The sequence below is a fragment of the Kitasatospora sp. NPDC057692 genome (assembly GCF_042799475.1).
Lineage (GTDB): Bacteria > Actinomycetota > Actinomycetes > Streptomycetales > Streptomycetaceae > Kitasatospora.
Genome location: NZ_JBHVIV010000093.1, coordinates 12,924 through 33,140, shown reverse-complemented (window position 1 = coordinate 33,140; position 20,217 = coordinate 12,924). Strand labels below are relative to the sequence as shown.

Below are 20,217 nucleotides of genomic sequence, written 5' to 3'. Positions count from 1 at the left end.
ATGTCGCAATCCACACCGAGCCAGAAGGCCCTCACTCATTTCAAGATCACCACGCCGTGAGCCCTGTCACCAACCTCCGTGGTCAGTACACCTAGCCGATCAGGCGGCGGCGCCAGTTCAAGGGGGTGATGGTGATGGCCCGGCCGGGGTCGTGGCCCCATTCGGCGGGGAGGCCGACTGCTTGGAGGGCGGCCATCACTTCGTGGCCGATGGCTGCAGTGGTCTTGGACGAGTCGTCGAAGCCGCCGTAGAGGAGCGTCAGCCCGCGGCCGGCTGCGGCGGAGTCCGTGCACTGGGCGTGGAAGTAGACGAAGCCGCGGGCTTCAGGCCCGCCTTGGCCGCCGATCTCGGACTGGCCGCAGCTGCGACAGCAGGTGAAGTTCTCGCGGGCGGTGATACCGGCCTCCTGCAGGGCGGTGAACGCGTGGGTGAGCCGCTCAGGGTCGGTCTCGCCCCGCCATTCGGCCTGCTCCGCGACCCGCTCCGCCCACAACCGGTCGGCCAGCGCCTGCGCCTGCTCGCGCGAGACGGGCCGGCGGTCCTCGGTGACCAGGAACTCCTCGGCAAGCTCGGCCAGTTCCGCGCGGGAGGCGTAACCGCCTACCAGCACCTCCCGGACACGTGTCTCCAACTTCGCGCGCTCGCCTTCGTCGAGGTCGAGCGGCTGCGCCTCGCGGGCAGGGCCCGTGTCCAGCAGCGACCAATCCAGACCACCGTCCCATCCGGCCTCCTGGCGGGCCCAGCCGGTCATCGCCGCAATCACGGCCCCCGGCCCGTCGGCCATCGCCTGGAAGTGCCGGTCAGCGGCACCGGCGCGGTACTCCAGCGTGTAGTCACCGCCGGCCCGGTGCCAGACCTGGGCGAAGACGTCAGGCAGGTCGGGTATGCGCTGGACCACCAGGAACCGGTCACCGTCACCACCGATTCGCCGGACCAGCCCGGCCAGCTCCTCGACGGACACACGGACGTGCCGCTCCCAGTTCTCAGTCTTCACCACGATCTCGAGCATGGGCAGACTCTGACACACCCCTCTGACGGAGGGCCTCTCGAATCCCGCGATGCAACTGCTGCTGCGACAACTCGACCAGTCGTGTTCGCAGTGGCCGTTGGCTGAGGTTGGACGACAGCCTCGAGTTGGTCAGCGCTGCGCGGACGGCGGCTGACCCCCGCGCCTGCGGGGAGGACGACCTTGTCGGAGTCGCCCCTGTTGGCTCCTGCTTCCCCGCGCGAGGTCGGGGAAGCAGGAGCCAGTTGCCATTCAGGGCCTTCGTCGGATTAGTCTCCGATGAAGGCCACGACCGATCCCGGCCGTTCTGCGCACCGCTCCAGAAGACGCGCCAGTTCCTCGCAGAGCATGCGCTCGCTCCAGGCTCCCGCCCCGAGTCGGGTCACTTCCGACAGGGCGATGGTCGCCTGCCCGCTGTCCAGGACGGTGTCCCCGTAAGGGTCCACCGCGGACAGAACCGGGAAGCTCTCGGCGTCGAGTGTGGGGATCAGGTCCGCGAGGAGGTCGTCCTCATCGGTCACCGCTCCCAGCAGCGTCCGCCGGGACGCGTGCCAGTCGGGCAGGTCAGGGACACGCGAGTGCCACTCGACGTCCACACCCATGGAATTCCTCCTTCGGCCCGTGCTCAGCGTATGGGGTAGGCGGTGACTACCCGGCCGTCCATACCGGTGGCCGCACACACCGCGGCCCCGGTCCACCACACCCACCGACGCACCCGCGCCCGCCCCCTTTGCCAGCTCCCCACCGACACAGCCCCCGTGGCCGGAAGTGTCCCACCACCCGACCCGCCCCGAGGGGAGAACCCTCGAACTGGGCCCGCCGCCCGCACCATGCTCCGGCACTGATGGCGCTCCCACGAAGCTGGAACTGGGGGACGGCCCGGTCTCGGAGCGCTGCGGGGCGCCCCCAGTGCCGCGAGGCGGCCCTGCCGATCCGGCCGGGCGACCCGACAGGATGGCGGCCCTGCCGCCGCGAGGAAGGTGGAACGGCGGCGGTCGTCCGACACTGCCGGACCGAGAGCCCCCGCTGTCGCCGGGTCGGCTTCATACCCGGTCAGCGGGCGTCGGTCCCGTCAATCCCGGACGAAGCGCCGGTCTTGGGGCCAATGCCGAAGCCGTGCCACACTCACCGCTGTCGGGACCGGGTAAGAATTTCTGACCACCGCCACGTCAACGCGACCGCCCGCCGCACCGAGGCTGAGCTCCGCGCGGCGATGGCCTCCGCCCGACCGGCCAGCGCTGGCCGTGAGAACGCTCCCGGATCCGACCTGCAGACCGTCCGGGACGCCGTCGAGACCTACCGCACCGACGCCCTCGCCCGGCTGGCCCATACGCCGATGGCCGCCGCCCAGCTTGAGGCCATCCCGACCCACCCCTACAACCAGCTGCGCGAAGCCGCCCACCGGACTGCTTTTGAAAACCCCCGATCGCCGTCACGGACGAGCATGACCGCCAGCAGCACGGCCACCGTCGCCCGCGCCACCCGGGCCGTGGCGATCCCGCTACGCCTGCTCTGACCGGCACCGGCGCGGGCTGGGATCACTGCCGGATCCCGCCCGTGGCGTCGCTATCAGGTCGGGGCGCTTGCGGTGGCACGGTGGCCGCGGCCTGGACGGCGCGCGATCGGTATTCGGCGGCGGCGCCGGGTTGCCCGTCGGCTTCCAGCACGGCCGCGGCAAGCCCGTACGCACCGGCGAGCGCCCGCCCGTACACGGCCGGACTATCGGACAGATACGGGCCGACCGTCTGAACCGCCTCGGCGGCGTCCCGCCACGCCCCCGCTCTGTCACCGGGCAGCAACGAACGCCCCTGCCTGGTCAGCATGACCGCCAGGCCCACCCTTGATATTGCGGTGTCTGGATGCGCGGGTCCCAGGACATGCTCCTGGCCCTCCACGACGGAGCGCAACAACTCGATCGCCTCGCAAGCGCGTCCGGCCCGCCGGTAGGAGGTGGCGAGGTTGTTTCGGGTGGCGAGGGTGTCGGGGGGCGTGGCCGAGAACGCGCTCGCGGTCGGCGATTACCTGCTCCTCAATGACGATCGCCTCGCCGGTGCGTCCCGCCTTCCAGTAGGAGCTGGCGAGGTCGCCGCGGGCAATCAGGGTCGTGGGATGGTCACGGCCAAGGATTTGTGGACGGTCACGTAATTCGGCTCTGTCGAAGATCTTGTGATCGGGTCCGTGGGGCCGGAGGGGTCTGACACGATGTCAGGCGTGCAGTTCACGGAACCTTGAGATGGTTCTTCCTCATTTGACCGGTGTTGTAGTCGAGTTCGTCCAGCAGTCGACGGCCCAGGTCGTCCTGCACGCCCACGCGCGGGCGGTCAGGGCAATATGTCCGCACTGCTCCAGGCCGTCGGGGCGAGTGCATGGGCGGTACGTCCGGCGGCTCGCGGACGCGGCGATCGGCGGCAGAGCCGTGGTCGTCGAGCTGCTCGTGCGCCGCTTCCGCTGCCTGAACAGCGCCTGCTCGGCAGTGACGTTCGCCGAGCAGATCGAGGGACTCACCAAGCCGCACGCCCGTAAGACCCCGCTGCTGCGATCGGTCCTGATGTCCATCGCGCGCACGCTCGCCGGCCGACCCGGCGCCCGCCTGGCCGCGATGCTGGGCATGCGCGCCGCGAAGGACACCCTGCTGCACCTGCTTCGCGCCGTGCCCGATCCTCCCCGAGCCCCGGTTCGGGTACTGGGCGTGGACGACTTCGCGTGGCGCAAGGGCCACACGTACGCCACCGTTCTGGTGGACCTGGAGGCCCGCCAGCCGGTCGACGTGCTGCCGGGGAGGGAGGCCGAACCGCTGGCCGCGTGGCTGGCCGGGCATCCGGAGGTGGAGATCATCTGCCGGGACCGGGCCGGGGCCTACGCCGAAGGCGCCAGGACCGGCGCCCCGCAGGCGATCCAGGTCGCTGACGGGTGGCACCTGTGGCGTAACGTCGCCGAGGCCGTGGAGAAGACCGTCGGCTCGCACCACCGCTGCATCCGGTCCGCATTCGCGGCAGGTCCGGCCGCCGAGCTGGGCGCAGCGCGCGACACGGCGCCGCCCTTCGACCCTCCCGACGGGGCGCGCGACTGTCCCCGCCGCCCGCGGCGCGTGGTCGCCCGCACCAAGGAACGCTACGCGGCGGTGCAGGAACGCCTGGCCGACGGAAAGTCCCTTGCTGCGATCGGCCTGGAACTGCGGCTGGACCACTCCACCGTCCGCCGCTTCGCCCGCGCCGACAGCATCGACGAACTGCTGGTCAAGGCGACCAACCGGCAGTCCATCCTCGACGAGTACAAGCCTCACCTGCACCAACGCTGGAACGAGGGCTGTCACGACATCCCCCGCCTCCACCGCGAAGTCCAAAAACTCGGCTTCCCGGGAGACGTCCAAACTGTCCGCCGCTACCTCCGCCCCGCGAAGGAGCGAGGGCTTCCCGTGACACCGAGGCCTGCCCCGCGACCCCGCCGCGTGGTCCGCTGGATCGTGACCAACCCCGACCGGCTCCCTGCCGGCGACGCCCAGGAGCTCGAGGAGATCCGGGCCGCCTGCCCGCACCTGGACGCGGCAGCCCGGCACGTCCGGGACTTCGCCACCATGCTCCACGACCGACGCGGCGACCTGCTGCCCGACTGGATGAACCGTGTCCTCGCCGACGACCTTCCCGCACTGCACTCCTTGGTCACCGGCCTTCGCCGGGACCAGGACGCCGTCGCCGCCGGCCTGTCCAGTTCATGGAGTTCGGGGCAGGCGGAGGGCCAGGTCACGAGAATCAAGCTGATCAAGCGCAAGGGCTACGGTCGTGCCAACCTCGACCTACTTCGCAAGCGGATACTTCTCACGGTCTGACTCTGGCCCTGACGCCTACTGAAGCTTCGGGCCTACCGAAATATCGACGGCCACGGCGTTCCAGCCGGGCTCATTCACGGCCACTCGGACCCATCGTCTGCCCTGTTCGCCGACGAGTTTCACGAAGCGGGTCTCGCCCATGACGTCACCGATGACGAGCCGTCCGTCGGTCAACGCGAGCGGCCCGTCGAAGACCGTCACGAAGGAGTCGTCCGGCCCGGGTCCCTCGTCAACCGGCTCGGCGAAGACCCGAACCTTGATGAGCTGCACCTGAGCCTTCACCCGCACCGCAACATGGGTGTCGCAGGAGACCGCCGGTTCCTCCTCCAGACTCAAGACCGGCAGCCAGTCAGTTGATCCCAGCGCCAGGACGGGGTGATTCACGTAGACGTCGACGCCAGCGATCTGCATACTCGGCCCCTCTCCGGTCGTCCTTCGCGAATCGCAGAGATGCTAGCCCGAGGTGCCGACAAGCCAGACGTGCGCCACCGAGGCGCACAACCATCCGACCGCCTGACTCAAACCTGATCACAAGATCTTCGACAGAGCCCGTAATTCCCCAGGTCCTCGGACCTTGCGTCCATATCCTGTGATTCCGATGCCGCCCTTCGGCCGGCACTCGGGTTCGTCGGCGCCGAGGAAGGATGAGACTGCTGTGACCGGTCTTGAGGCGACTCGTGCCGCGTTGCTCGAGCTGGAGAGACGGCCGTTCACGGCCATCGGCCGGGCCGCGACGCTTGTCTGGCTCACGTTCGGTGACGACGTGCCATGGGTGGACCACCATGGCGAGCACACAGTCCGCCCGGAGATGTCGCTGCACTTGCAGTGCCGCTGGCGGCTGCTCAACGGCGTCTCCACGATGGTCCAGGAGGGCGATCTCTATGTTCCGGGTGCGCGGGCCGGAGCCGGATTCGAGGCCGGGGGCGACATCGGGACGAGCCGGTTCGACGACCGCGTCAAAGCCGTCACGCAGCTCATCGCAGCAGATGCTCCCGTCGTCGACCACGTGCGCATCGGCGACGAGTTCGACCTTCAGCTGATGCTCTCGTCCGGCATGTCCTTGGGGGTGTTCCCGGCAGGGCGCCCGGAGTGGGAAGACTGGCGGTTCCTCAGCTCGGGCGAAGGGCGTCCGGACTACGTGGTGGAGAACGGCTCGGTGTTCAAGGCGTGAGCTCGGCGCGCTCGGCGGGCCCCGTCGCCGGGACCCGCGATGGCTAACGTGAACTACTTGGTCAGGACCTTCTCATCCTTCGTGGCAGATCCCCTCGGGCGCTTGTTGGGTCGGTAGCTGGGGCCGTTCATGAGGATCGGCGTGGCCGCCGCCGCGGTGAGTGCCGTGCGCCGACGTCGCCGAACGCGTCCTGGAAGAGATCCACCGCGCGTACCGCCTCGCCGCCGCGCTGCGCTCCCGTGCACCGCCGCGCTGCGCTCCCGTGCACCGCCGCGCTGCGCTCCCGTGCACCGCCTCGCTGCGCTCCCGTGCACCGCCTCGCTGCGCTCCCGTGCACCGCCTCGCTGCGCTCCCGTGCACCGCCTCGCTGCGCTCCCGTGCACCGCCTCGCTGCGCTCCCACGCACCGGTTTGCGTCAAGGTCGACCGCAACGGCGTCGCGCTTGCGGTGGGGGCGCATCAGCTGGGCGGGGTTGTCGCGGTCGGGGTCGACATTCTCGGAGACCATCACGCCGATGATGTCGGCCTGGTGGCGGCCTTCTTCGCCCCAGCGTTCGAGCATGGAGCACACGCCGTAGCCGAGGAGATGTGGCTCGCCTGCCGCGCCCTCCTCCAACCCGACCCCGCCACCGGCGCCGCCAAGCTACGCCTGCGCGTCGACCACGCCTGCGCCGTCCAGCTGTCCTCACCGAACATGGGCACCAGCAGCTCCGGCGCCACCGTCATCGAGTCGAAGAAGTCGATGAAGGCCCGCGGGGTGTCCAGCCCGGACCGCGCCGACGGCGCGCTCATGGCCGTCTACGAGCCCGAAGATCTCTTCGGCCACCGCCGCATGGGCCTCATCAACTGATCATCATGCCGTCGTGTGGCCGTGATTCAGGCGATCAGGTCTCGCAGGTCCCGCGCTCCCGGTAGCCCGCGCAGTTGGGAGGGCACCGCCCTGTAGAGCTCTCGCGCCCGTGAGCGGGTCAGGCCGGTGCGTTGGTCGGCGGGCAGAGCGACCAGGGCGTCGACGGCTTGGCGGCACGCGGCGTCGGTGTCGCCGTCGTGCAGCTCGACCACAGCGCAGTCGAGTAGCAGCAGCGTACGAGCCTGGTAGCTCGCCGGTCCTGTCAGCGCGAGTGCCTGCTGCTGGACGTCCCTGGCCCGTCCGGTTTCGCCCAGTAGCGTGTACGCGTGGCTGAGATGGACGAGTTCCTTCTGCCTGGGCAGTGCGAGCCAGGTGTCCGCCCGCTGTTGTTCGGGTAGCCGGTCGGCCAGGCTCTCCACTGCGGCAAGGGCGGCCTTGGCCTCCTCGGGGCGTTTGGCCAGCGCGTACGCACGGGCCGCGACGGCTGCCGCCAGCGAAGCGGCTGCGGAGGGTGCCTCCCCGGCCACGGTTCGAGCCCGCTCGGCGAGGTCGGCTGCCGCCTGTGGCGCGCCGTAGGTCAGGGGGGTCATTGCCTCCCGAGCGAGGACCCAGGAGTGCAGCTGCCGATCGCCGGACTCCTCGGCCGCGGTTGCCGCGGAGCCGAACCAGGCCCGCGCTTCCCGCGCTTGCCCGAGGTCGTGCAGGCAGATTGCCGCCATGCCCGACAGCTGGGCCGCTGAACGGCACAGCTCCATGCGTACGGGCGCCGGCTGCGGACGGCGCAGCGACGGGCCTAGGTCGGCGACGTCCGCAACGATCTCCGCGAGGCGGGCCGCGGGGGCGGCGCCGCCGTAGCCGTAGGCGTAGTGCTCGGCGGTCGCGGCCCAGTGGTCAAGGTCGGAGGACGGGGAGGGCGCGCCGGTCAGCGCCATGTCCAGGTGCTGGCGGGTGTGGGTCAGGGCGGTGAGAGCCGGGCCGGTGATGCCGGCGGCGAGGGCACCGCGCAGCAGATCGCGGCGTTTCATGGGGTCATCTGCCAGGGCGTCATAGCTGGGCTCCGGGGGAGTTGTTCTGGCGGTGTCCTCCCAGGGTCGCGCAGCCAGACCGAGAAGGACACCGGGAATCCGTAGGCCGTCGGCGATCCGCTCGATCGTCTCCAGGGCGGTGACTGTCGCCTGGCCGCGGCCTACTAGTGATACCCGCTCTGGCTTTAAATCGCACGCCGCGGCGATCCGGTTCCAGCTGATGCCCACCCTGTGGGCCGCCCGGAAGACGGGGCCGAAGTCGCGCTTCGCCAGCGCTCGGCGGATGTGCGGCTCGCTGAACAGCGCAGACGGCAGTGGCGCATGAGTTGTGTAGTCAGTCACCGGCAGTCCCATAACAGTTCAGCGATCATCTGCTCGAAGGCTACCCACCCTGGGGCCCCCACCGCGGGGTTACCGGGCTGCTAAATCCTGCGATTCACTCACTGCTGCACCGGCTCTTCCGGTGCAGCAGGGCCGTGGGGCTGAGCCGTGCCCTGCCGCGACACCTTCCCGCCCGATGGCGGCTCCCTGGAGGTATGGCATGACTACGTCATATTCGCTTGGTGGTAGAACCATCCGCGCGGCGAATTCCGCCATCACTGTGGCGCTCTACGCCACGTCGGAAGGGATCTCGCGCCCGCTGGCCGCGCTCGGGGAGTGCGCGGAGGCGGCGCAGCAGCGGCGTTGGGCGGTTTCGTCGCGTGAGGAGTTCTGGGACTGCGCGCCGGTGGGTCGGCAGCGGCTCGATGCCCGTACGCAGTGGGGGCGGGCGTTGCAGCAGGCCGAGATCGGCATGGTCCGGGGGATCGTCGTGCACCGGCTCGCTGACGTCGTGCCGGACGCCGAGGCCTATGCCCGGCTCGCGGAGTGGGCCGCGGACCAGAGTGCCTTCCTGCTGTTCGTGGACGGCGGCCCGTACGGGCCGCTGCACCTGGTGGGTCGGGAGCGGGCGTCGTCGGCGGTGTCGGCGTGACGGCCGAAGGCGCGGTGGAGCGGGCGAAGGGAGCGGCGGCCGCGCTGTCCGCGTCGCTGGCCCGGGTCGGCTGCGCGTTCCCGACGGTCGACGCCTACCCGGAGCCGGTGGGGCCGGGCGGGGAGGCGATGGTCCGGATCGGGCTGGTGCCCGCCGCGACCGCGACCAAGCTGGCCCGCTTCATCGACGAGCACGCGCCGTAGAGGAGGAGGGGAGCGGGATGCACGCGATGGACCTGATGGAGACCGCGACCAGGGCGAACGCCCCGCGCCTGCGCCGCAGGGTGATCGGGACGCTGCGGTCCTGGGGGGTGCCGCTGGACGACGACACCGCCTTCATCGTCGGCGTGGTCGTCAGCAACACCTTCGGCGCCGCTCTGCAGCCTCCGCGGTGGCAGGGGCAGTTGGCCAGCGTCCGGCTGGTCCTTGCCGGCCGGGCGTTGACGGTGGAGGTGCTGACCGGCACGAGCGCGTTCCCGGCGCTGCGCACTCCGAGCGCCGGGCGGCTCCCGGAGATCCTGGCCATCCACACCACCGACACCGGGATCGAGCAGCGTCTGCGCGGCACGCGGGTGTGGGCCACCACCCTGCTGCCCGCGGGCGCGCCGCGCCGCCGCGCCCGCCACCGCTTCCCGCGCCTTCGGCGCCGGTGGGCCCGCGCCTTCTCCTGAACCAACTCGTGCTTCCAACTCATCGATGTGAGGGATCCGACCGTGTCCGTCCCGCTCCAGGAGTTCGCCTCCGCCCCGTTCCCGCCGCTGGTGCCGGCCCTGCCGCCCGCCAACCCGGGCGGCCTGCGCTGGCTCGCCGACCTGCACCCGGACCCGCCGTCGTGCCTGGACACCTGGGCGGGCGAGCGCCTGGCCGGGATCCCGTTCGAACGGGTGTGGGCGCTGCGGGTGACCGCGACGGTCGGCTACCGGCTGCTGCACGTGCTGCCCGAGCACGGGCCCGTGCTGCACACCTATTCCACCGGGACGGTGTCCTTCCTGACCGTCCCGGATCGGTGGGTGGAGGTGCCACCGGCGGTGGGCGAGCTGCTCACCAAGGGCGAGCTGCCGTGCCCGGAGCCCGGCCGTGCACTGCCCGCGCGCCGGCCGCTGCCCCCCATCACTCACGGCGACGCCCGGGCCAAGGACGCGACCGTGCGGGTCAAGAACGCGGACAGGCGGCCGTACTGGATGGTGGAGCCGGACGGCAGCGGCCGCCTGTGGGACCCGCCCGCGCTCCTGGCCGCCGTGCGCGACGAGTACGACTTCCTGCACGGCCTGCCGGACGACGAGCGGCACGACAACATGCCGACGCCGGCCGCGGTCCCGGACGCGAATGCCTTCGCGCGGTTCCACACGGCGACGCGAAGAGCCTGAGACTCCCCGGGTGCTGTCGGCGGGGGCCGCCGGCACCCCGGGGTTCACCTTCCACCGCGCTCGGGGCGGGTGGAAGGGCGGGGCGGGAGAGCAGCGCGTCGGCGGCGTGCCAGGTCACCGCCCCGGCGGACACCCGGCGCGCCTTCGCGCCGCGCGGGGTGCCTCCGCAAGCTGCCACCGCCGGCGGGAACGGTGCGGGCGGCGGCACCCCGGGTGGGGGCCGGCGTCATAAGGGTGGGCCGGCCCCCACCACCACTTCCCTCACCCCACCCCCGGCCCGCGCCCACCCTCGGGTCGGGCCCCCGAATGCCCGGGGCAACCCGGCGTGATGACCACCCCGTGTGCCGAGCGGGCACACGGGGCGCCAGCCGACGGACCGGGCGCGACCCGCCCAGGTCGGCCGGCACCGCGACGGCCCGGCTGGCCCGGTGTTCTGGGGAGGACATCGGACCGGGCAGCCGGGCCGCCGCGGCCACCCCCCTCTCCCCGTCCACTTCCACCGACCACCGACCGGACGGCCCCTCACCGTGACCGCCACCCCTGGCCTCCCACCCCTGGGCGACCTCGCCCTCGGCTTCCAGCTGCGCCACCTGCGCGCATGCCAGAACCGCACCCCCGGCGACATCGCCCACACCGCCAACCGCCTCGCCCCCGACGCCCCGCCGTTCAGTCTCCGGGAGGTCCAGGAGGTGGAGGCCGGCCGCGGCAGGGTGCTGCGCGAAGCGGCGGCCGCCGGCCGCCTGGGCGCCTTCCTGGGCGCCTACGACACCGGCCTGGTCGCGCTCGCCGACATCCACCACGCCGCCACCGAGGCCGCCCGAACCGACCTGGGCCGTAGTTGGTCGGACGACGGGCCCGGCGCCCCGCACCGCTACCAGCTCCTCGAACGCGCCGCCGAAAGCCTGCTGCTGGCCGCCGTCACCGCCATCCCCGCCCCGTCGCGCACTCACCTGGCGAGCCGGGCGCTGGTCCTGGAGGAACCCGACGGGCCTGCGACGGCCGCGGCGCTGGAGCCGCGGACGCTGGCGCCGGGCGGCTGCGCGGTGTGCCGGATCTACCGGGCGGACCTGCTCGTCGACGGCGGGCCGGTCCTGGTGTGGCGGCAGGCCCTCGTGCGGGCCCGCAAGACGACCTTCGACCAGCGGATCCTGCGGCCCGGCGCCGACACCGTCCTGCTCCTGGCCGAAGACCTGCTGCACCCCGAACACAGCGTGCTGCCCGTCGGCGTGCACGCCGACCAGATCTCCCACCTCGCGTACCTGGTCCGCACCACCCGCCTGAAGGTCCGCGTCCAGCCCCGTGCCACCGGCACCGACCTGCGGTTCGACACCACCGAACTCGTCCTGAACGGACGCACCGTCACCGCCAGCCCCGACGACACCCTCGTCGACTACCTCGACGGCCAGGACACCACGCTCCACCAGGCCGTCGAGAACTCCCACGGCCCCCAGGACAGCATCCGCCTCCTGGAGAAGGCCGCCACCGGAACGCTGCGCCGAGGAGGACGTTCCCCATGGTGACCACGCGCCCACCCAGGAGGAGCCAGGCCGAGGCGGCCGTCCGCGGCCACGACGACAAGGTGACCGGGCGGCCGTGCCCGACCTGCGGGCGCGCCGTCGCGCTCACCGCCGACCAGCACTCCGTCCTGCTCTACGTCGCGGCGGGCTGGACCGCCGCCGCCGTCGCCGCCCACACCGGCCGGCGCGAACGCGACATCCACAGCCAGTTCGTCGCCCTGCGCACGGCCCTCGACGCCGCGACCATCGTGCAGGCCGTCGACACCGGCTGCCGCCTGGGACTGATCCCGCTCGCCCTGCCCACCCCCGACCTCGCCTCCCTCGGCGACACCCACATCGCGGTCATCGCCCTCGCCGCCGCCGGCCACACCATGGCCGAGACCGCCCAGGTGACCGGCCTGAGCGAACGCGAGGTCGGCGCGCTGCGCAATGCCGTCTACGGCGCGCTCGGGGTGTCCGACCCGGCGGCCGCGGTCGTGGTGCTGCACGCCCTCGGCAAGCTTCCGGCGAGCCACCCCTGCGCGCGCGCCGGCTGCATCGAGGCGAACCGGCAGGCGGGACCGGAGGCCGTCCGGGACACCGTCCGGCGCGGCTTCGAGCAGCTGCTGAGGAAGGCCGACACGCAGGCGGCGTACGCCACCGCGGTGCGTCGCCTGCACGCGGTCACCTCCCGCCTCGACACCGCCACCCGCGACCTGCAGCACGCCACCGACATGGTCGCGGCCGCCGAGGCCCAGGCGCAGCAGGCCCTCGGGCAGGCCCATTCCGTCGCCGAAGCCCTGGACCGTCTGGCCGGTGCGTTTCCACTGGTGCAGGACGCGATCCGGCAGGCCCGGGAAGCCCGGCGCATCGCGGCCAAGGCCGACGAGCGGGCCCGTGATCTGCTGGTGGCGGTCAAGGAGGGCAGGGAGCAGGCGGCGGTCCTGGGCGAGCTCATCGGGGACGCGCGGCTGGTCTGGATGGACATGGGCCCCGCGGTGAAGGCACTCGCCGAGCACCGCAGGACCGCCCGGCCCGCTGTGCCCGCGCCGGTTCCGGACGAACCGGCCTTCGGCGACCGGCCGCCGATCCCCAAGAATCACCGGCCGTGGCGCCGTCCGGCGGCCGACGAACAGGAGGCGTAGCCCGTGGCGGTGATCTTCCCCCGGTCGGGGCATCGGCACCCCCTGCCCCGGACCCCGACCGGATGCCACCCGACACCCGCCCGCACCGCGGGCGGAACCTGTCGGTGCCGATGCCCAACGGCACGTCAACCGAGCGCCATTTGCGCTTGACCCCTCGGCAATTCCTGACTACGGGCCGGGAACCCGGCCGGCTACACCCAGCTCGCCGCCGGCCTCGTTGACGAGGCCGACCGCCTGGTCGTGCACGCCGACCCCGCCGTCGCGGCCAACGTGGACAGCGGGGCGGTGGTGGGTGGCCGGGTTCGCCTAACAGCGCTCGCGTTGGCAACCAGCGCGACGTGGCGCGACGAGGTCCATCCTGGCTCGGGCACGGTCCGCGGAGTCAGGTGATGGCGCACTGGTCGGGCCTCCGCTCCGGTGAGCTCGGCCGGTATGCGTCTCGGATGCCGCCGCCGACGTGGCCACCGTCGAATGGGCGGCCTTGACTCGCTCGCCCGCTGCAGCCACGGCGCTGGCGGTGCGCCGTGGCCGCCCAGTGGCCGGTCAGGCCGCGGCCCGGCGTGGCCGGCTGGCATGTTCGAGGTCGTGCTGGAGCTGGTCGCGGGTCATGGTGGAGCGGCCGGCTGCCGGCGCCGCTCGCTGGCGAGCTGCTCCTGAGCGGCGCGCAGCTCCTGCCCGGGGCCGAGGAGGTCGGCGACGAGGTCCCGGTGATGAAGGGCGAGCTGGTTGGCGGCCCACGCGGCCTGGGTGGGGCGGCGCTGCGCGCGGATGCGTGCGGCGAGGGGCCGGTCGGTCTTCTTCAGCTCGTCGGCCTGGCGGTTGCGGGCGGTAGTGAAATCGTCGGGGGTGAGGGTGTGGAGCTCGTCGGTGATCTGGTCGAGGTCGGCCTCGGGGCCGTTGTCTCGGACTCTATGGCTGGCTGCCGTGCGGGCAGGTCCTGGCTGCGGATGCGCCACCGCTCTGAGCTGCTCTGGCTTTCGTAGAGTCCCTGATGTCTGGGTTTGTTGCGATCCAGGCGTAAGGAGAACCACGAGCAGTGCCAGCACCCCGTAAGTACCCCGATGAACTCCGTGAGCGCGCCGTGCGTGAGGTCCGCTCGACCGGTCGGCCTGTCGCTCACGTGGCCCGTGACCTCGGCATCCACCCGGAGGCCCTGCGGTCCTGGGTCCGCCAGGCCGAGGCCGACGCGGGCGAGCGCGACGACCGCCTCACCACCGCCGAGCGCGATGAGCTGAAGGAACTCCGCAAGGAGAACGCTGAGTTGAGGCGGGCCAACGAGATCCTCAAAGCCGCCAGCGTGTTTTTTGCCCAGGAGATCGACCGTCCCCGGACGAGGCCGAGCAGGTGATCGACCACCTGCGTGACGGCTTCGGGGTCGATCCCGTCTGCCGGGTGCTGGAGCTGTCCCCGTCGACGTACTTCGCGCGCAAGTAGCGTCCGAAGTCGGCCCGCCGTCTGCGTGACGAGGAGCTGATCCCGCTGGTCACAGCGGTGTGGGAGGACTCCGGCCGCACCTACGGTGCCCGCCGCGTCACCCGCGCCCTGCACCGTGCCGGCCACGCGGTCGCGCGCTGCACCGTCGAGCGCCTCATGCGCGAGCTCGGTATCGAAGGCGTCATCCGCGGGCAGCGCCGCCGCACCACGGTCGTGGAACCGGCCGTCCCGCGCCCGCCGGACCTGGTCAACCGGCGGTTCACCGCCCAGCGGCCGAATCAGCTGTGGCTGGCCGACCTGACCTACATCCGGACCTGGTCGGGCTGGGTCTACGTGGCGTTCGTCCTGGACGCGTACTCGCGCCGGGTCGTGGGCTGGCAGACCGCCACCCACATGCGCACGGACCTGCCGCTGGACGCGCTGGAGATGGCCCTGTGGCGGCAGAAGATCAAGAAGGACGCCGGCCTCATTCATCACAGCGACCGCGGCTCGCAATACGTGTCCATTCGCTACACGGAGCGATTGGCCGATGCCGGCGCCTCAGCGTCGGTCGGGTCCGTCGCGGACAGCTACGACAACGCGATGGCCGAGGCCCTGAACGGCACATTCAAGGCTGAACTGATCGAGCACCAGGGTCCTTGGCGGGACTTCGACGAGGTCCAGCGGGCCGTCTTCCAATGGGTCGCGTGGTACAACGGTGAACGACTCCACTCGGCCCTCGGCTACATCCCGCCCGACGAATACGAGCAGGCCTACTGGGCGCGACTGGAAGAAGCCCCACAGACCGCTTGATCACATGATCGCGGACTCTACGAAAGCCGGGGCAGCTCACTCGTGTGAGATCAAGGCCTGGTGCGGGCCTGGCAGCCCGGTATGACAGGAGCCCGCCCTACGTGGCCGGCCTGCGTCTTCGCGGTTCGGGTCATGTGGCTGAAGTCCCTGACTTCGGTCACATGACCCGAACCTTGAACAGCTCCTACCAGGCGACTCGCCAGTACTGGTCGGCGAAGGCGCCGTTCGTCACCTGGATCAGCTGGTTCCCGTCTCCGTACCCCTGGACAGCCAGGGAAAGGTTCGTGCCCGACTTGGTGAACTGAACGAACTGCTCGCCCTTGTACCAGACGTGCTCCGTCCACCACGCCTGGTCCGAGAAGTTCCCGTTGCAATCCACCTGGATGGCGTGGGTCCCGCCGGAGTTTCCCTGCGCTGCAATGCACATTTTGCTGTTCAGGTTCTGGATCAGGTTGAAGCCGGGGGCGATCGGGATGTAGCCCCAGGCCTGGTCGTAGAACTCCGAACACTGGTACTGGAACGGTATGGCCCCGCCGGCGCTCCCCTGGACGACGAGGCACCTGTTGCTGTTGCGGTTCCGCAGCCGGTGGCCCACCGCGCTGTCGGCGAGAGGCGTGGCCAGGGGCTTGGCGGTGCTGTCGGCATCTTCTTCCGCGAATGACGGCACGCTGGACACGACCAGCGTCTCCGTGGACGAAGCCGAAGCTGTCGGAGCGGTTCCGAGCGTCAGACCGAGCGCCGATGCGAGGACGTAGGCCGCCGTTGTTTTGCGCAGGTTCACTAGCCTCTCCTGTTCTGTGGGTGGGGCAGTAGTTTGAGTACATCGAACATGCCAGACGGCCTGTCAAGCCACCGTCAAACCGGCCAAATGTGCGACCAAGAAGGCTCCCTTGCGGACCCGAGGACCGGGCCGATATGAGTCTCGATCGAAGAATGGGCAATTCGGCATCCTTCTGACATCGGGTCGCTCGCGCCGCGAATGTGTTCGTCAGCGAAACTCCCTCGCCACTCCGTCGCCGAGCGGAGTCAGGCCTGGAGACCCTCGGCTGTGCCGCCGAGCTGGACGGGCTCGCCCCCGGCACCGACGTCCGGGTCCTGACCGGCGACTACGGGATGCGGCTGCGTGCCCGGAGTAGGTGCCTGGCGACGCTCCGACTGCCAGCCGCTTACCGCAAGCGCGGCACCGGGATGGACGCGGAGCAATTGTCAATTCCTGTGGATGGCGGGGTCATGGCGTTGGCGGGTTGGTTCCCTGGAGGACTTGCCAACCGGCGGCTGACGTGCCTGCTGTGAGCAGTTGAGCCCCCGTGCCCCGGAGGGTCACGAGCGCGCTGTGGGGAGGGGCGAGTTCCTCGACCGAGCGGCCGTAGACGTGGATCCGCGTCAGCTCCAGGTCGATGACTTCCACCGAGTCGCGGATCTGGTCGAAGCGGGCGCCGTAGCGTACTGGTCCGCGGAGGCAGCGCACGGTGGCGGTGGCCTCGGCCGGGTCCGCGATGGTGACCTGGTCGATCTGCAGTTCCACGTCGATCGGGTGGTGACCGGTGCGGTGGGCGTCGGTCATGCCGCCACCTCCTCGCGTTGGACCAGGACGCCGTTCTTGAACTGGGCGCCGGAGCGGACCAGGGCGACGAGGGAGGCGCCGGTGATCGCGCGCCAGCGGTCCTGGGCGGACTCGATCAGCTTGAACACTATCGCCAGAGCGGCGGTTGGGCTGCCGGCACCGCGGGTGACCTTGGTCCGCGGCTTGACCGTGGAGAACGTGGACTCGATGGGGTTCGTGGCCCGCAGGTGGATCCAGTGCTCTGCCGGGAAGTCGTAGAACGCCAGGAGCTCCTCCCGGTCCTCGGTGATCTTCGCGACGGCCTTGGGCCACTTGGCGCCGTATGTCTTCGCAAACGCCTCGATCGCCTTCTCGGCGTGGGTGCGATCCTCGGCGTTGTAGATCCCCTGCATCGCCTTCGTCGCGCCAGGATGTGCGGACTTCGGCAGCGCGTTCGTGACATTTCGAGCCTTATGGACCCGGCAGCGTTGGTGCCGGGCGGTGGGGAACGCCTCGGCCAGGGCCTTCCGCAGACTCATCGCGCCGTCGCCGACATCGAGTTCGGGGTCGCGCATGCCCCTGCGACGGCAGTCGCGCAGCAGGTCGGCCCGCGGCTCGGTGCTCTCTCGCAGCCCCTCGGCCAGGGCGATGAGCTGCTTCCTCCAGCGCCGGGACGAAGTCCCCGGACGACAGTCCGTGCAGGTAGAGCAGCGGCAGCACCTCGCTCACTTTCGGGGACTTGCGGCACCACGGGGCCAGGATCTTCGAGGAGAACCGCTTGCGCTCGCCGGTGGCTTCGTCGACGCGGCGGTCGTTGATCCGCGGCGCGGTGACCTCGACCGGACCGGCGGCGGTGACCACGGTGCGGGGTCGGTGATGGCCGTTGCGGACCACCAGGCGGTGCCCGCGTTCGTCCCGCTCGGCGGCCAACTCGGCTATGTGCTGGTTGACTTCGGCCTCCAGTGCGGCGGCCAGCATCCGCCGGGCGCCCTCGCGGACGATCTCGTCGATCAGGGAGCCGGTCTCGGTGGAACCGTCGGCATTCACTACGCTGAGCACGGGGGTGCCTTCCCGACCCGCGCTGCGAACGCGGGCCTAATTGGAGACCATCACAGGATCATTCGGGAAGGTACGCCCTCCGCGTCCCCGTCTGGGGCTGATCCACAGGTCTTGAGCATTGCTCGGTGTTCGGCGACGAGGTCCTGGCCGCCGCGATCCTCGACCGACTCCTTCACCACCGCGACGTCATCTCGATCAACGGCCCGAGCTACCGGTTGAAGAACCGGCTCGCCGCCATCGACGGCGACGCCGAAGTCGCGTGACTGCCGGCCCCGGGGCAGCCTGGATATATCCCGCTCGCCGCATGCCCGGCACCGCTACCATCCCCGGATGTCTCTTCGCCAGTACGCCTACTTCGGTCTGTCCAGCCAGCACATCTCCGCCGACGAGATCACCTCGCGACTGGGCATCACCCCTGACGAGGTGACCGTCCGGGGCAGCCGGACCATCACGCCGAGGGCGATTCCAGCGAGCCATCGCTGGAGGATCGTCTGCCGGGAGCCCGGTCTCTGCGTCGATGAACAGATTGCCCGCATCCTCGACCGGCTCCGGCCGCACACGACCCGCATCGCCGAACTCGTGGGCCAACTCGCCGCCGACGGCGGCGGCGCAGTCCTGCAGGTCGTCCGCTACTTCAACGACACCGACCACGACGAATCGCCCCGCCACCCGGACGCTCCCAACCTCTTCGGCTGGCATCTCGACCGCGATGTCCTGGACTTCCTCGCCGCAGTCGACGCCGAGCTCGACGTGGACGAGTACGACATGACCCCAGGCGAGGACACCATCTGAGCACACGACTTCGTACATACCTGGGCACGGGAGTCAGTACCCCGACACCTCGTCGCCGCCCACGCCCCGGAAGGCACCCGTGCACACGGCTGCACTGCACCGCGCCGCGGGCCGGCTCCGGGCGAGCGCCGAGGCCCACGACGCTACCGCCGGGGTGCTCGCATGAGCCATCAGTCCGACGACGAACGCACCCGTATCCGCGAGGCGATCGACCGACTTCTGGCCGGCACCCCCACCGGCTCCAACGGCAGAAGCCTCACCGTCGTGGCCCTCGCCGCCGAGGCAGGTGTCCACCGCATGGCCCTCCTCAAGCGGCACGCCGACCTGAAGAACGAGTTCTACGAACGGTCCGTAGCGAAACCCGCCAGGTCCCGGAAACCGAGAAGAAGCTCCGGAAGACAGTCGCCAAGCTCAAGCGGACCATCGCAGGGCAGAACGCCGAGATTCAAGAGCTCCGGCAACAGGTGACCGGCCTCGTTCTCACCAACGCTGTCCTCACCGACCAGCTCAACAGGCAGGCACAATCCGAGGCTTCCGCCGACAACATCGTTCTCTTGCGCCCGCTGGAACACTGAAACCTCAGGCCGGAATCCACGACGGCTGTAGCGGCGTGGGCCCCCTCCCGGAAGAGGGGGCCCACAGGGTCAGCGGCTCACTGGTGCCGCCCCGGGGCGGAGGAGGCGCGGCGGCGGGCGGTGACGACGGCCGCGGCGCCGGCCGCGGTCAGGAGAGCGGCACCGGCGGTCAGCGCGATGGTCTGGGTACCGGTGTCGGCAAGGCTTCCGCCGCCGGTCCGGGCGACAGGGGCGACGGTGGGAGAGCTTCCGGCGCCGCCCGGGGCAGCGGTGGTGGCGGAGGCGCCGGTGGCCGTGGCGGTCGGGCGGGCGGTCGGGCTGCCACTGGGACTGGTGGAGGCCGTGGCCGTGGCGGATCCGGTGGCCGTCGCCGTGGCGGTCGGGGTGCGCGTGGCGGTGGAGGTCGCCGTGGCAGTCGGAGTCACCGTCGGCGTGTCCGTGGGCGTCGGTGTGGCGGTAGGCGTCGCCGTGGCGGTCGGAGTGGGTGTGGCGGTGGGCGTGGCGGTCGGGGTCGGCGCGCTGACCTGCGTGCTGGTGGTGTCGGTACCGATCGACTGTTCGAGGAGGTTAATGGCCTCGGCCCGGGCGGTGACGGTCCCGCCCGCGGTGGGGACGACGGTGAGCGTGATCGACACCGGAGTGCTGGCCGTCGCCAGGTGGTGGCAGTTACCGGACGAACCGGCGGTGAAGTCGCACCACCAGTCTTCGTCCGAGGTCTGTGCGGAGGTCACGGTGGCCGCGGCGCCGGACAAGGTGATGTTGACCAGGGGGGCCTTGGACCTGGGGTCGGGGTTGTTGTTGGGGAGGTCGACGGTGACGGTGTAGGGCGTGTTCACCGGGACCGGGCCGGCCGGGCCGGCGATGCGGACGGCGGCGTCGGCGTGGGCGGTGCCCGCGAAGGCCAGCAGGCCGAACGCGGTGGCCGCCCCGGTGAGCAGGACCGGCAGGCCGCGCCTGCCACGGCGGGACGGTATCGCGATGACGGTGGAACGGGACATGGGTGAGGTTTGTCCTTCGTACAGGGGCGCCGGGTCGCGGCGCGGCAGGGTACTCGTGCTGAACGTCGGTCAGTGACGGAAACGTACGGCACGCGGGCCCCCACCCCGGTGGCATGCGGGCGGCCTCCGGACCGGGCCGCACCCGCCGCTGTGGTCATCGCACCAGG

The 20,217-nt window shown here is 71.0% G+C and carries 20 protein-coding genes, 5 pseudogenes and 1 other annotated feature; of the genes and pseudogenes, 14 read left to right on the top strand and 11 right to left on the bottom strand.

The genetic code is table 11. The annotated features are described in order from the left end of the window. Positions 1–91: 91 nt before the first annotated feature. Both ACFVFS_RS34705 and ACFVFS_RS34700 read right to left on the bottom strand, forming a co-directional pair. The gene (locus tag ACFVFS_RS34705) at positions 92–1,009 is read right to left on the bottom strand and encodes a DUF6891 domain-containing protein (protein ID WP_380628864.1); all 918 of its coding nucleotides are present in this window, start codon (positions 1,007–1,009) and stop codon (positions 92–94) included. A 266-nt stretch (positions 1,010–1,275) separates the two neighbouring features. Next, on the bottom strand, positions 1,276–1,608 hold the full coding sequence (locus tag ACFVFS_RS34700; RefSeq protein ID WP_380628863.1) for a hypothetical protein: 333 nt from the start codon (positions 1,606–1,608) through the stop codon (positions 1,276–1,278). A gap of 611 nt (positions 1,609–2,219) precedes the next feature. On the opposite strand from ACFVFS_RS34700, the gene ACFVFS_RS34695 reads away from it, so the two are divergent. After that, complete coding sequence (locus ACFVFS_RS34695; RefSeq protein ID WP_380628862.1) at positions 2,220–2,522, top strand: hypothetical protein; 303 nt, start codon at positions 2,220–2,222, stop codon at positions 2,520–2,522. Positions 2,523–2,544: 22 nt separating this feature from the next. Here the strand turns inward: ACFVFS_RS34695 and ACFVFS_RS34690 are convergent. Both ACFVFS_RS34690 and ACFVFS_RS34685 read right to left on the bottom strand, forming a co-directional pair. Further along, positions 2,545–2,976, bottom strand: a pseudogene (locus tag ACFVFS_RS34690) (tetratricopeptide repeat protein); the annotation flags it as partial. A 61-nt stretch (positions 2,977–3,037) separates the two neighbouring features. After that, positions 3,038–3,103: pseudogene (locus ACFVFS_RS34685) on the bottom strand (hypothetical protein); the annotation flags it as partial. 136 nt (positions 3,104–3,239) lie between these two features. On the opposite strand from ACFVFS_RS34685, the gene ACFVFS_RS34680 reads away from it, so the two are divergent. Then, positions 3,240–4,832, top strand: a complete 1,593-nt coding sequence (locus tag ACFVFS_RS34680) for an ISL3 family transposase (protein ID WP_380628861.1) — start codon at positions 3,240–3,242, stop codon at positions 4,830–4,832. A gap of 15 nt (positions 4,833–4,847) precedes the next feature. On the opposite strand, the gene ACFVFS_RS34675 is transcribed toward ACFVFS_RS34680, so the two are convergent. After that, the gene (locus ACFVFS_RS34675; protein WP_380628860.1) at positions 4,848–5,243 is read right to left on the bottom strand and encodes a hypothetical protein; all 396 of its coding nucleotides are present in this window, start codon (positions 5,241–5,243) and stop codon (positions 4,848–4,850) included. Between the two features lie 244 nt (positions 5,244–5,487). On the opposite strand from ACFVFS_RS34675, the gene ACFVFS_RS34670 reads away from it, so the two are divergent. Continuing rightward, positions 5,488–6,003 carry a hypothetical protein gene (locus ACFVFS_RS34670; protein WP_380628859.1) on the top strand — a complete coding sequence of 172 codons (516 nt, stop codon included), beginning with the start codon at positions 5,488–5,490 and terminating at the stop codon, positions 6,001–6,003. A gap of 585 nt (positions 6,004–6,588) precedes the next feature. Next, the gene (locus ACFVFS_RS34665; RefSeq protein ID WP_380628858.1) at positions 6,589–6,852 is read left to right on the top strand and encodes a hypothetical protein; all 264 of its coding nucleotides are present in this window, start codon (positions 6,589–6,591) and stop codon (positions 6,850–6,852) included. A 26-nt stretch (positions 6,853–6,878) separates the two neighbouring features. Here ACFVFS_RS34665 and ACFVFS_RS34660 read toward each other — a convergent pair whose 3' ends face one another. Next, on the bottom strand, positions 6,879–8,219 hold the full coding sequence (locus tag ACFVFS_RS34660) for a hypothetical protein (protein WP_380628857.1): 1,341 nt from the start codon (positions 8,217–8,219) through the stop codon (positions 6,879–6,881). A gap of 199 nt (positions 8,220–8,418) precedes the next feature. Between ACFVFS_RS34660 and ACFVFS_RS34655 the strand changes: the two genes are divergently transcribed. The 6 genes from ACFVFS_RS34655 (at position 8,419) to ACFVFS_RS34630 (ending at position 12,857) form a co-directional block, all read left to right on the top strand. Further along, entirely contained in the window at positions 8,419–8,850 is a 432-nt protein-coding gene (locus tag ACFVFS_RS34655) for a hypothetical protein (protein ID WP_380628856.1), read from the top strand. Beyond that, positions 8,847–9,053: a hypothetical protein gene (locus ACFVFS_RS34650; protein WP_380628855.1), complete on the top strand. Its 207-nt coding sequence runs from the start codon at positions 8,847–8,849 to the stop codon at positions 9,051–9,053. The genes ACFVFS_RS34655 and ACFVFS_RS34650 overlap by 4 nt, the downstream gene beginning before the upstream one ends. A 17-nt stretch (positions 9,054–9,070) precedes the next feature. Beyond that, the gene (locus tag ACFVFS_RS34645; protein ID WP_380628854.1) at positions 9,071–9,520 is read left to right on the top strand and encodes a hypothetical protein; all 450 of its coding nucleotides are present in this window, start codon (positions 9,071–9,073) and stop codon (positions 9,518–9,520) included. Positions 9,521–9,562: 42 nt separating this feature from the next. Beyond that, the gene (locus tag ACFVFS_RS34640; RefSeq protein WP_380628853.1) at positions 9,563–10,216 is read left to right on the top strand and encodes a hypothetical protein; all 654 of its coding nucleotides are present in this window, start codon (positions 9,563–9,565) and stop codon (positions 10,214–10,216) included. Between the two features lie 527 nt (positions 10,217–10,743). Next, positions 10,744–11,736, top strand: coding sequence for a hypothetical protein (locus ACFVFS_RS34635; RefSeq protein WP_380628852.1), 993 nt, complete (start codon positions 10,744–10,746; stop codon positions 11,734–11,736). Beyond that, positions 11,730–12,857 carry a hypothetical protein gene (locus tag ACFVFS_RS34630; protein WP_380628851.1) on the top strand — a complete coding sequence of 376 codons (1,128 nt, stop codon included), beginning with the start codon at positions 11,730–11,732 and terminating at the stop codon, positions 12,855–12,857. Before ACFVFS_RS34635 ends, ACFVFS_RS34630 begins: the two co-directional genes overlap by 7 nt. 605 nt (positions 12,858–13,462) lie before the next feature. Here ACFVFS_RS34630 and ACFVFS_RS34625 read toward each other — a convergent pair. Next, positions 13,463–13,813 (bottom strand): hypothetical protein, encoded by a 351-nt coding sequence (locus tag ACFVFS_RS34625; protein ID WP_380628850.1) that lies wholly within the window; start codon positions 13,811–13,813, stop codon positions 13,463–13,465. 80 nt (positions 13,814–13,893) lie between these two features. Here ACFVFS_RS34625 and ACFVFS_RS34620 point away from each other — a divergent pair. Next, positions 13,894–15,083: pseudogene (locus ACFVFS_RS34620) on the top strand (IS3 family transposase). Then, positions 14,154–14,267 (top strand) — a sequence feature (AL1L pseudoknot). It overlaps the preceding pseudogene by 114 nt. Before the next feature lie 184 nt (positions 15,084–15,267). Here the strand turns inward: ACFVFS_RS34620 and ACFVFS_RS34615 are convergent. The 3 genes and pseudogenes from ACFVFS_RS34615 to ACFVFS_RS34605 form a co-directional block, all read right to left on the bottom strand. Further along, a complete protein-coding gene (locus ACFVFS_RS34615) occupies positions 15,268–15,864 on the bottom strand; it encodes an RICIN domain-containing protein (RefSeq protein ID WP_380628849.1) in 597 nt (198 codons plus the stop codon). Between the two features lie 447 nt (positions 15,865–16,311). Next, the gene (locus ACFVFS_RS34610; RefSeq protein WP_380628848.1) at positions 16,312–16,647 is read right to left on the bottom strand and encodes a hypothetical protein; all 336 of its coding nucleotides are present in this window, start codon (positions 16,645–16,647) and stop codon (positions 16,312–16,314) included. Further along, positions 16,644–17,685 (bottom strand): annotated as a pseudogene (locus ACFVFS_RS34605) (transposase). Before ACFVFS_RS34605 ends, ACFVFS_RS34610 begins: the two are co-directional and overlap by 4 nt. Before the next feature lie 125 nt (positions 17,686–17,810). Between ACFVFS_RS34605 and ACFVFS_RS34600 the strand changes: the two are divergent. The 3 genes and pseudogenes from ACFVFS_RS34600 to ACFVFS_RS34590 all read left to right on the top strand — a co-directional run. Then, a pseudogene (locus ACFVFS_RS34600) lies at positions 17,811–17,948 on the top strand (ATP-binding protein); the annotation flags it as partial. A 67-nt stretch (positions 17,949–18,015) separates the two neighbouring features. After that, on the top strand, positions 18,016–18,477 hold the full coding sequence (locus ACFVFS_RS34595; protein ID WP_380628847.1) for a DUF4279 domain-containing protein: 462 nt from the start codon (positions 18,016–18,018) through the stop codon (positions 18,475–18,477). A 162-nt stretch (positions 18,478–18,639) separates the two neighbouring features. Next, on the top strand, positions 18,640–18,945 hold the full coding sequence (locus ACFVFS_RS34590; RefSeq protein ID WP_380628846.1) for a hypothetical protein: 306 nt from the start codon (positions 18,640–18,642) through the stop codon (positions 18,943–18,945). A gap of 184 nt (positions 18,946–19,129) precedes the next feature. Here the strand turns inward: ACFVFS_RS34590 and ACFVFS_RS34585 are convergent, their stop codons facing one another. Beyond that, entirely contained in the window at positions 19,130–20,050 is a 921-nt protein-coding gene (locus tag ACFVFS_RS34585; protein ID WP_380628845.1) for a hypothetical protein, read from the bottom strand. Positions 20,051–20,217 lie beyond the last annotated feature (167 nt).

What these genes read in the sequence shown, in the direction of transcription:
- ACFVFS_RS34705 (WP_380628864.1), bottom strand. Translation starts at nt 1,009, where the DNA reads ATGCTCGAGATCGTGGTGAAGACTGAGAACTGGGAGCGGCACGTCCGT.
- ACFVFS_RS34700 (WP_380628863.1), bottom strand. Translation starts at nt 1,608, where the DNA reads ATGGGTGTGGACGTCGAGTGGCACTCGCGTGTCCCTGACCTGCCCGAC.
- ACFVFS_RS34695 (WP_380628862.1), top strand. Translation starts at nt 2,220, where the DNA reads ATGGCCTCCGCCCGACCGGCCAGCGCTGGCCGTGAGAACGCTCCCGGA.
- ACFVFS_RS34680 (WP_380628861.1), top strand. Translation starts at nt 3,240, where the DNA reads ATGGTTCTTCCTCATTTGACCGGTGTTGTAGTCGAGTTCGTCCAGCAG.
- ACFVFS_RS34675 (WP_380628860.1), bottom strand. Translation starts at nt 5,243, where the DNA reads ATGCAGATCGCTGGCGTCGACGTCTACGTGAATCACCCCGTCCTGGCG.
- ACFVFS_RS34665 (WP_380628858.1), top strand. Translation starts at nt 6,589, where the DNA reads ATGTGGCTCGCCTGCCGCGCCCTCCTCCAACCCGACCCCGCCACCGGC.
- ACFVFS_RS34655 (WP_380628856.1), top strand. Translation starts at nt 8,419, where the DNA reads ATGACTACGTCATATTCGCTTGGTGGTAGAACCATCCGCGCGGCGAAT.
- ACFVFS_RS34645 (WP_380628854.1), top strand. Translation starts at nt 9,071, where the DNA reads ATGCACGCGATGGACCTGATGGAGACCGCGACCAGGGCGAACGCCCCG.
- ACFVFS_RS34630 (WP_380628851.1), top strand. Translation starts at nt 11,730, where the DNA reads ATGGTGACCACGCGCCCACCCAGGAGGAGCCAGGCCGAGGCGGCCGTC.
- ACFVFS_RS34610 (WP_380628848.1), bottom strand. Translation starts at nt 16,647, where the DNA reads ATGACCGACGCCCACCGCACCGGTCACCACCCGATCGACGTGGAACTG.
- ACFVFS_RS34595 (WP_380628847.1), top strand. Translation starts at nt 18,016, where the DNA reads ATGTCTCTTCGCCAGTACGCCTACTTCGGTCTGTCCAGCCAGCACATC.
- ACFVFS_RS34590 (WP_380628846.1), top strand. Translation starts at nt 18,640, where the DNA reads ATGAGCCATCAGTCCGACGACGAACGCACCCGTATCCGCGAGGCGATC.
- ACFVFS_RS34585 (WP_380628845.1), bottom strand. Translation starts at nt 20,050, where the DNA reads ATGTCCCGTTCCACCGTCATCGCGATACCGTCCCGCCGTGGCAGGCGC.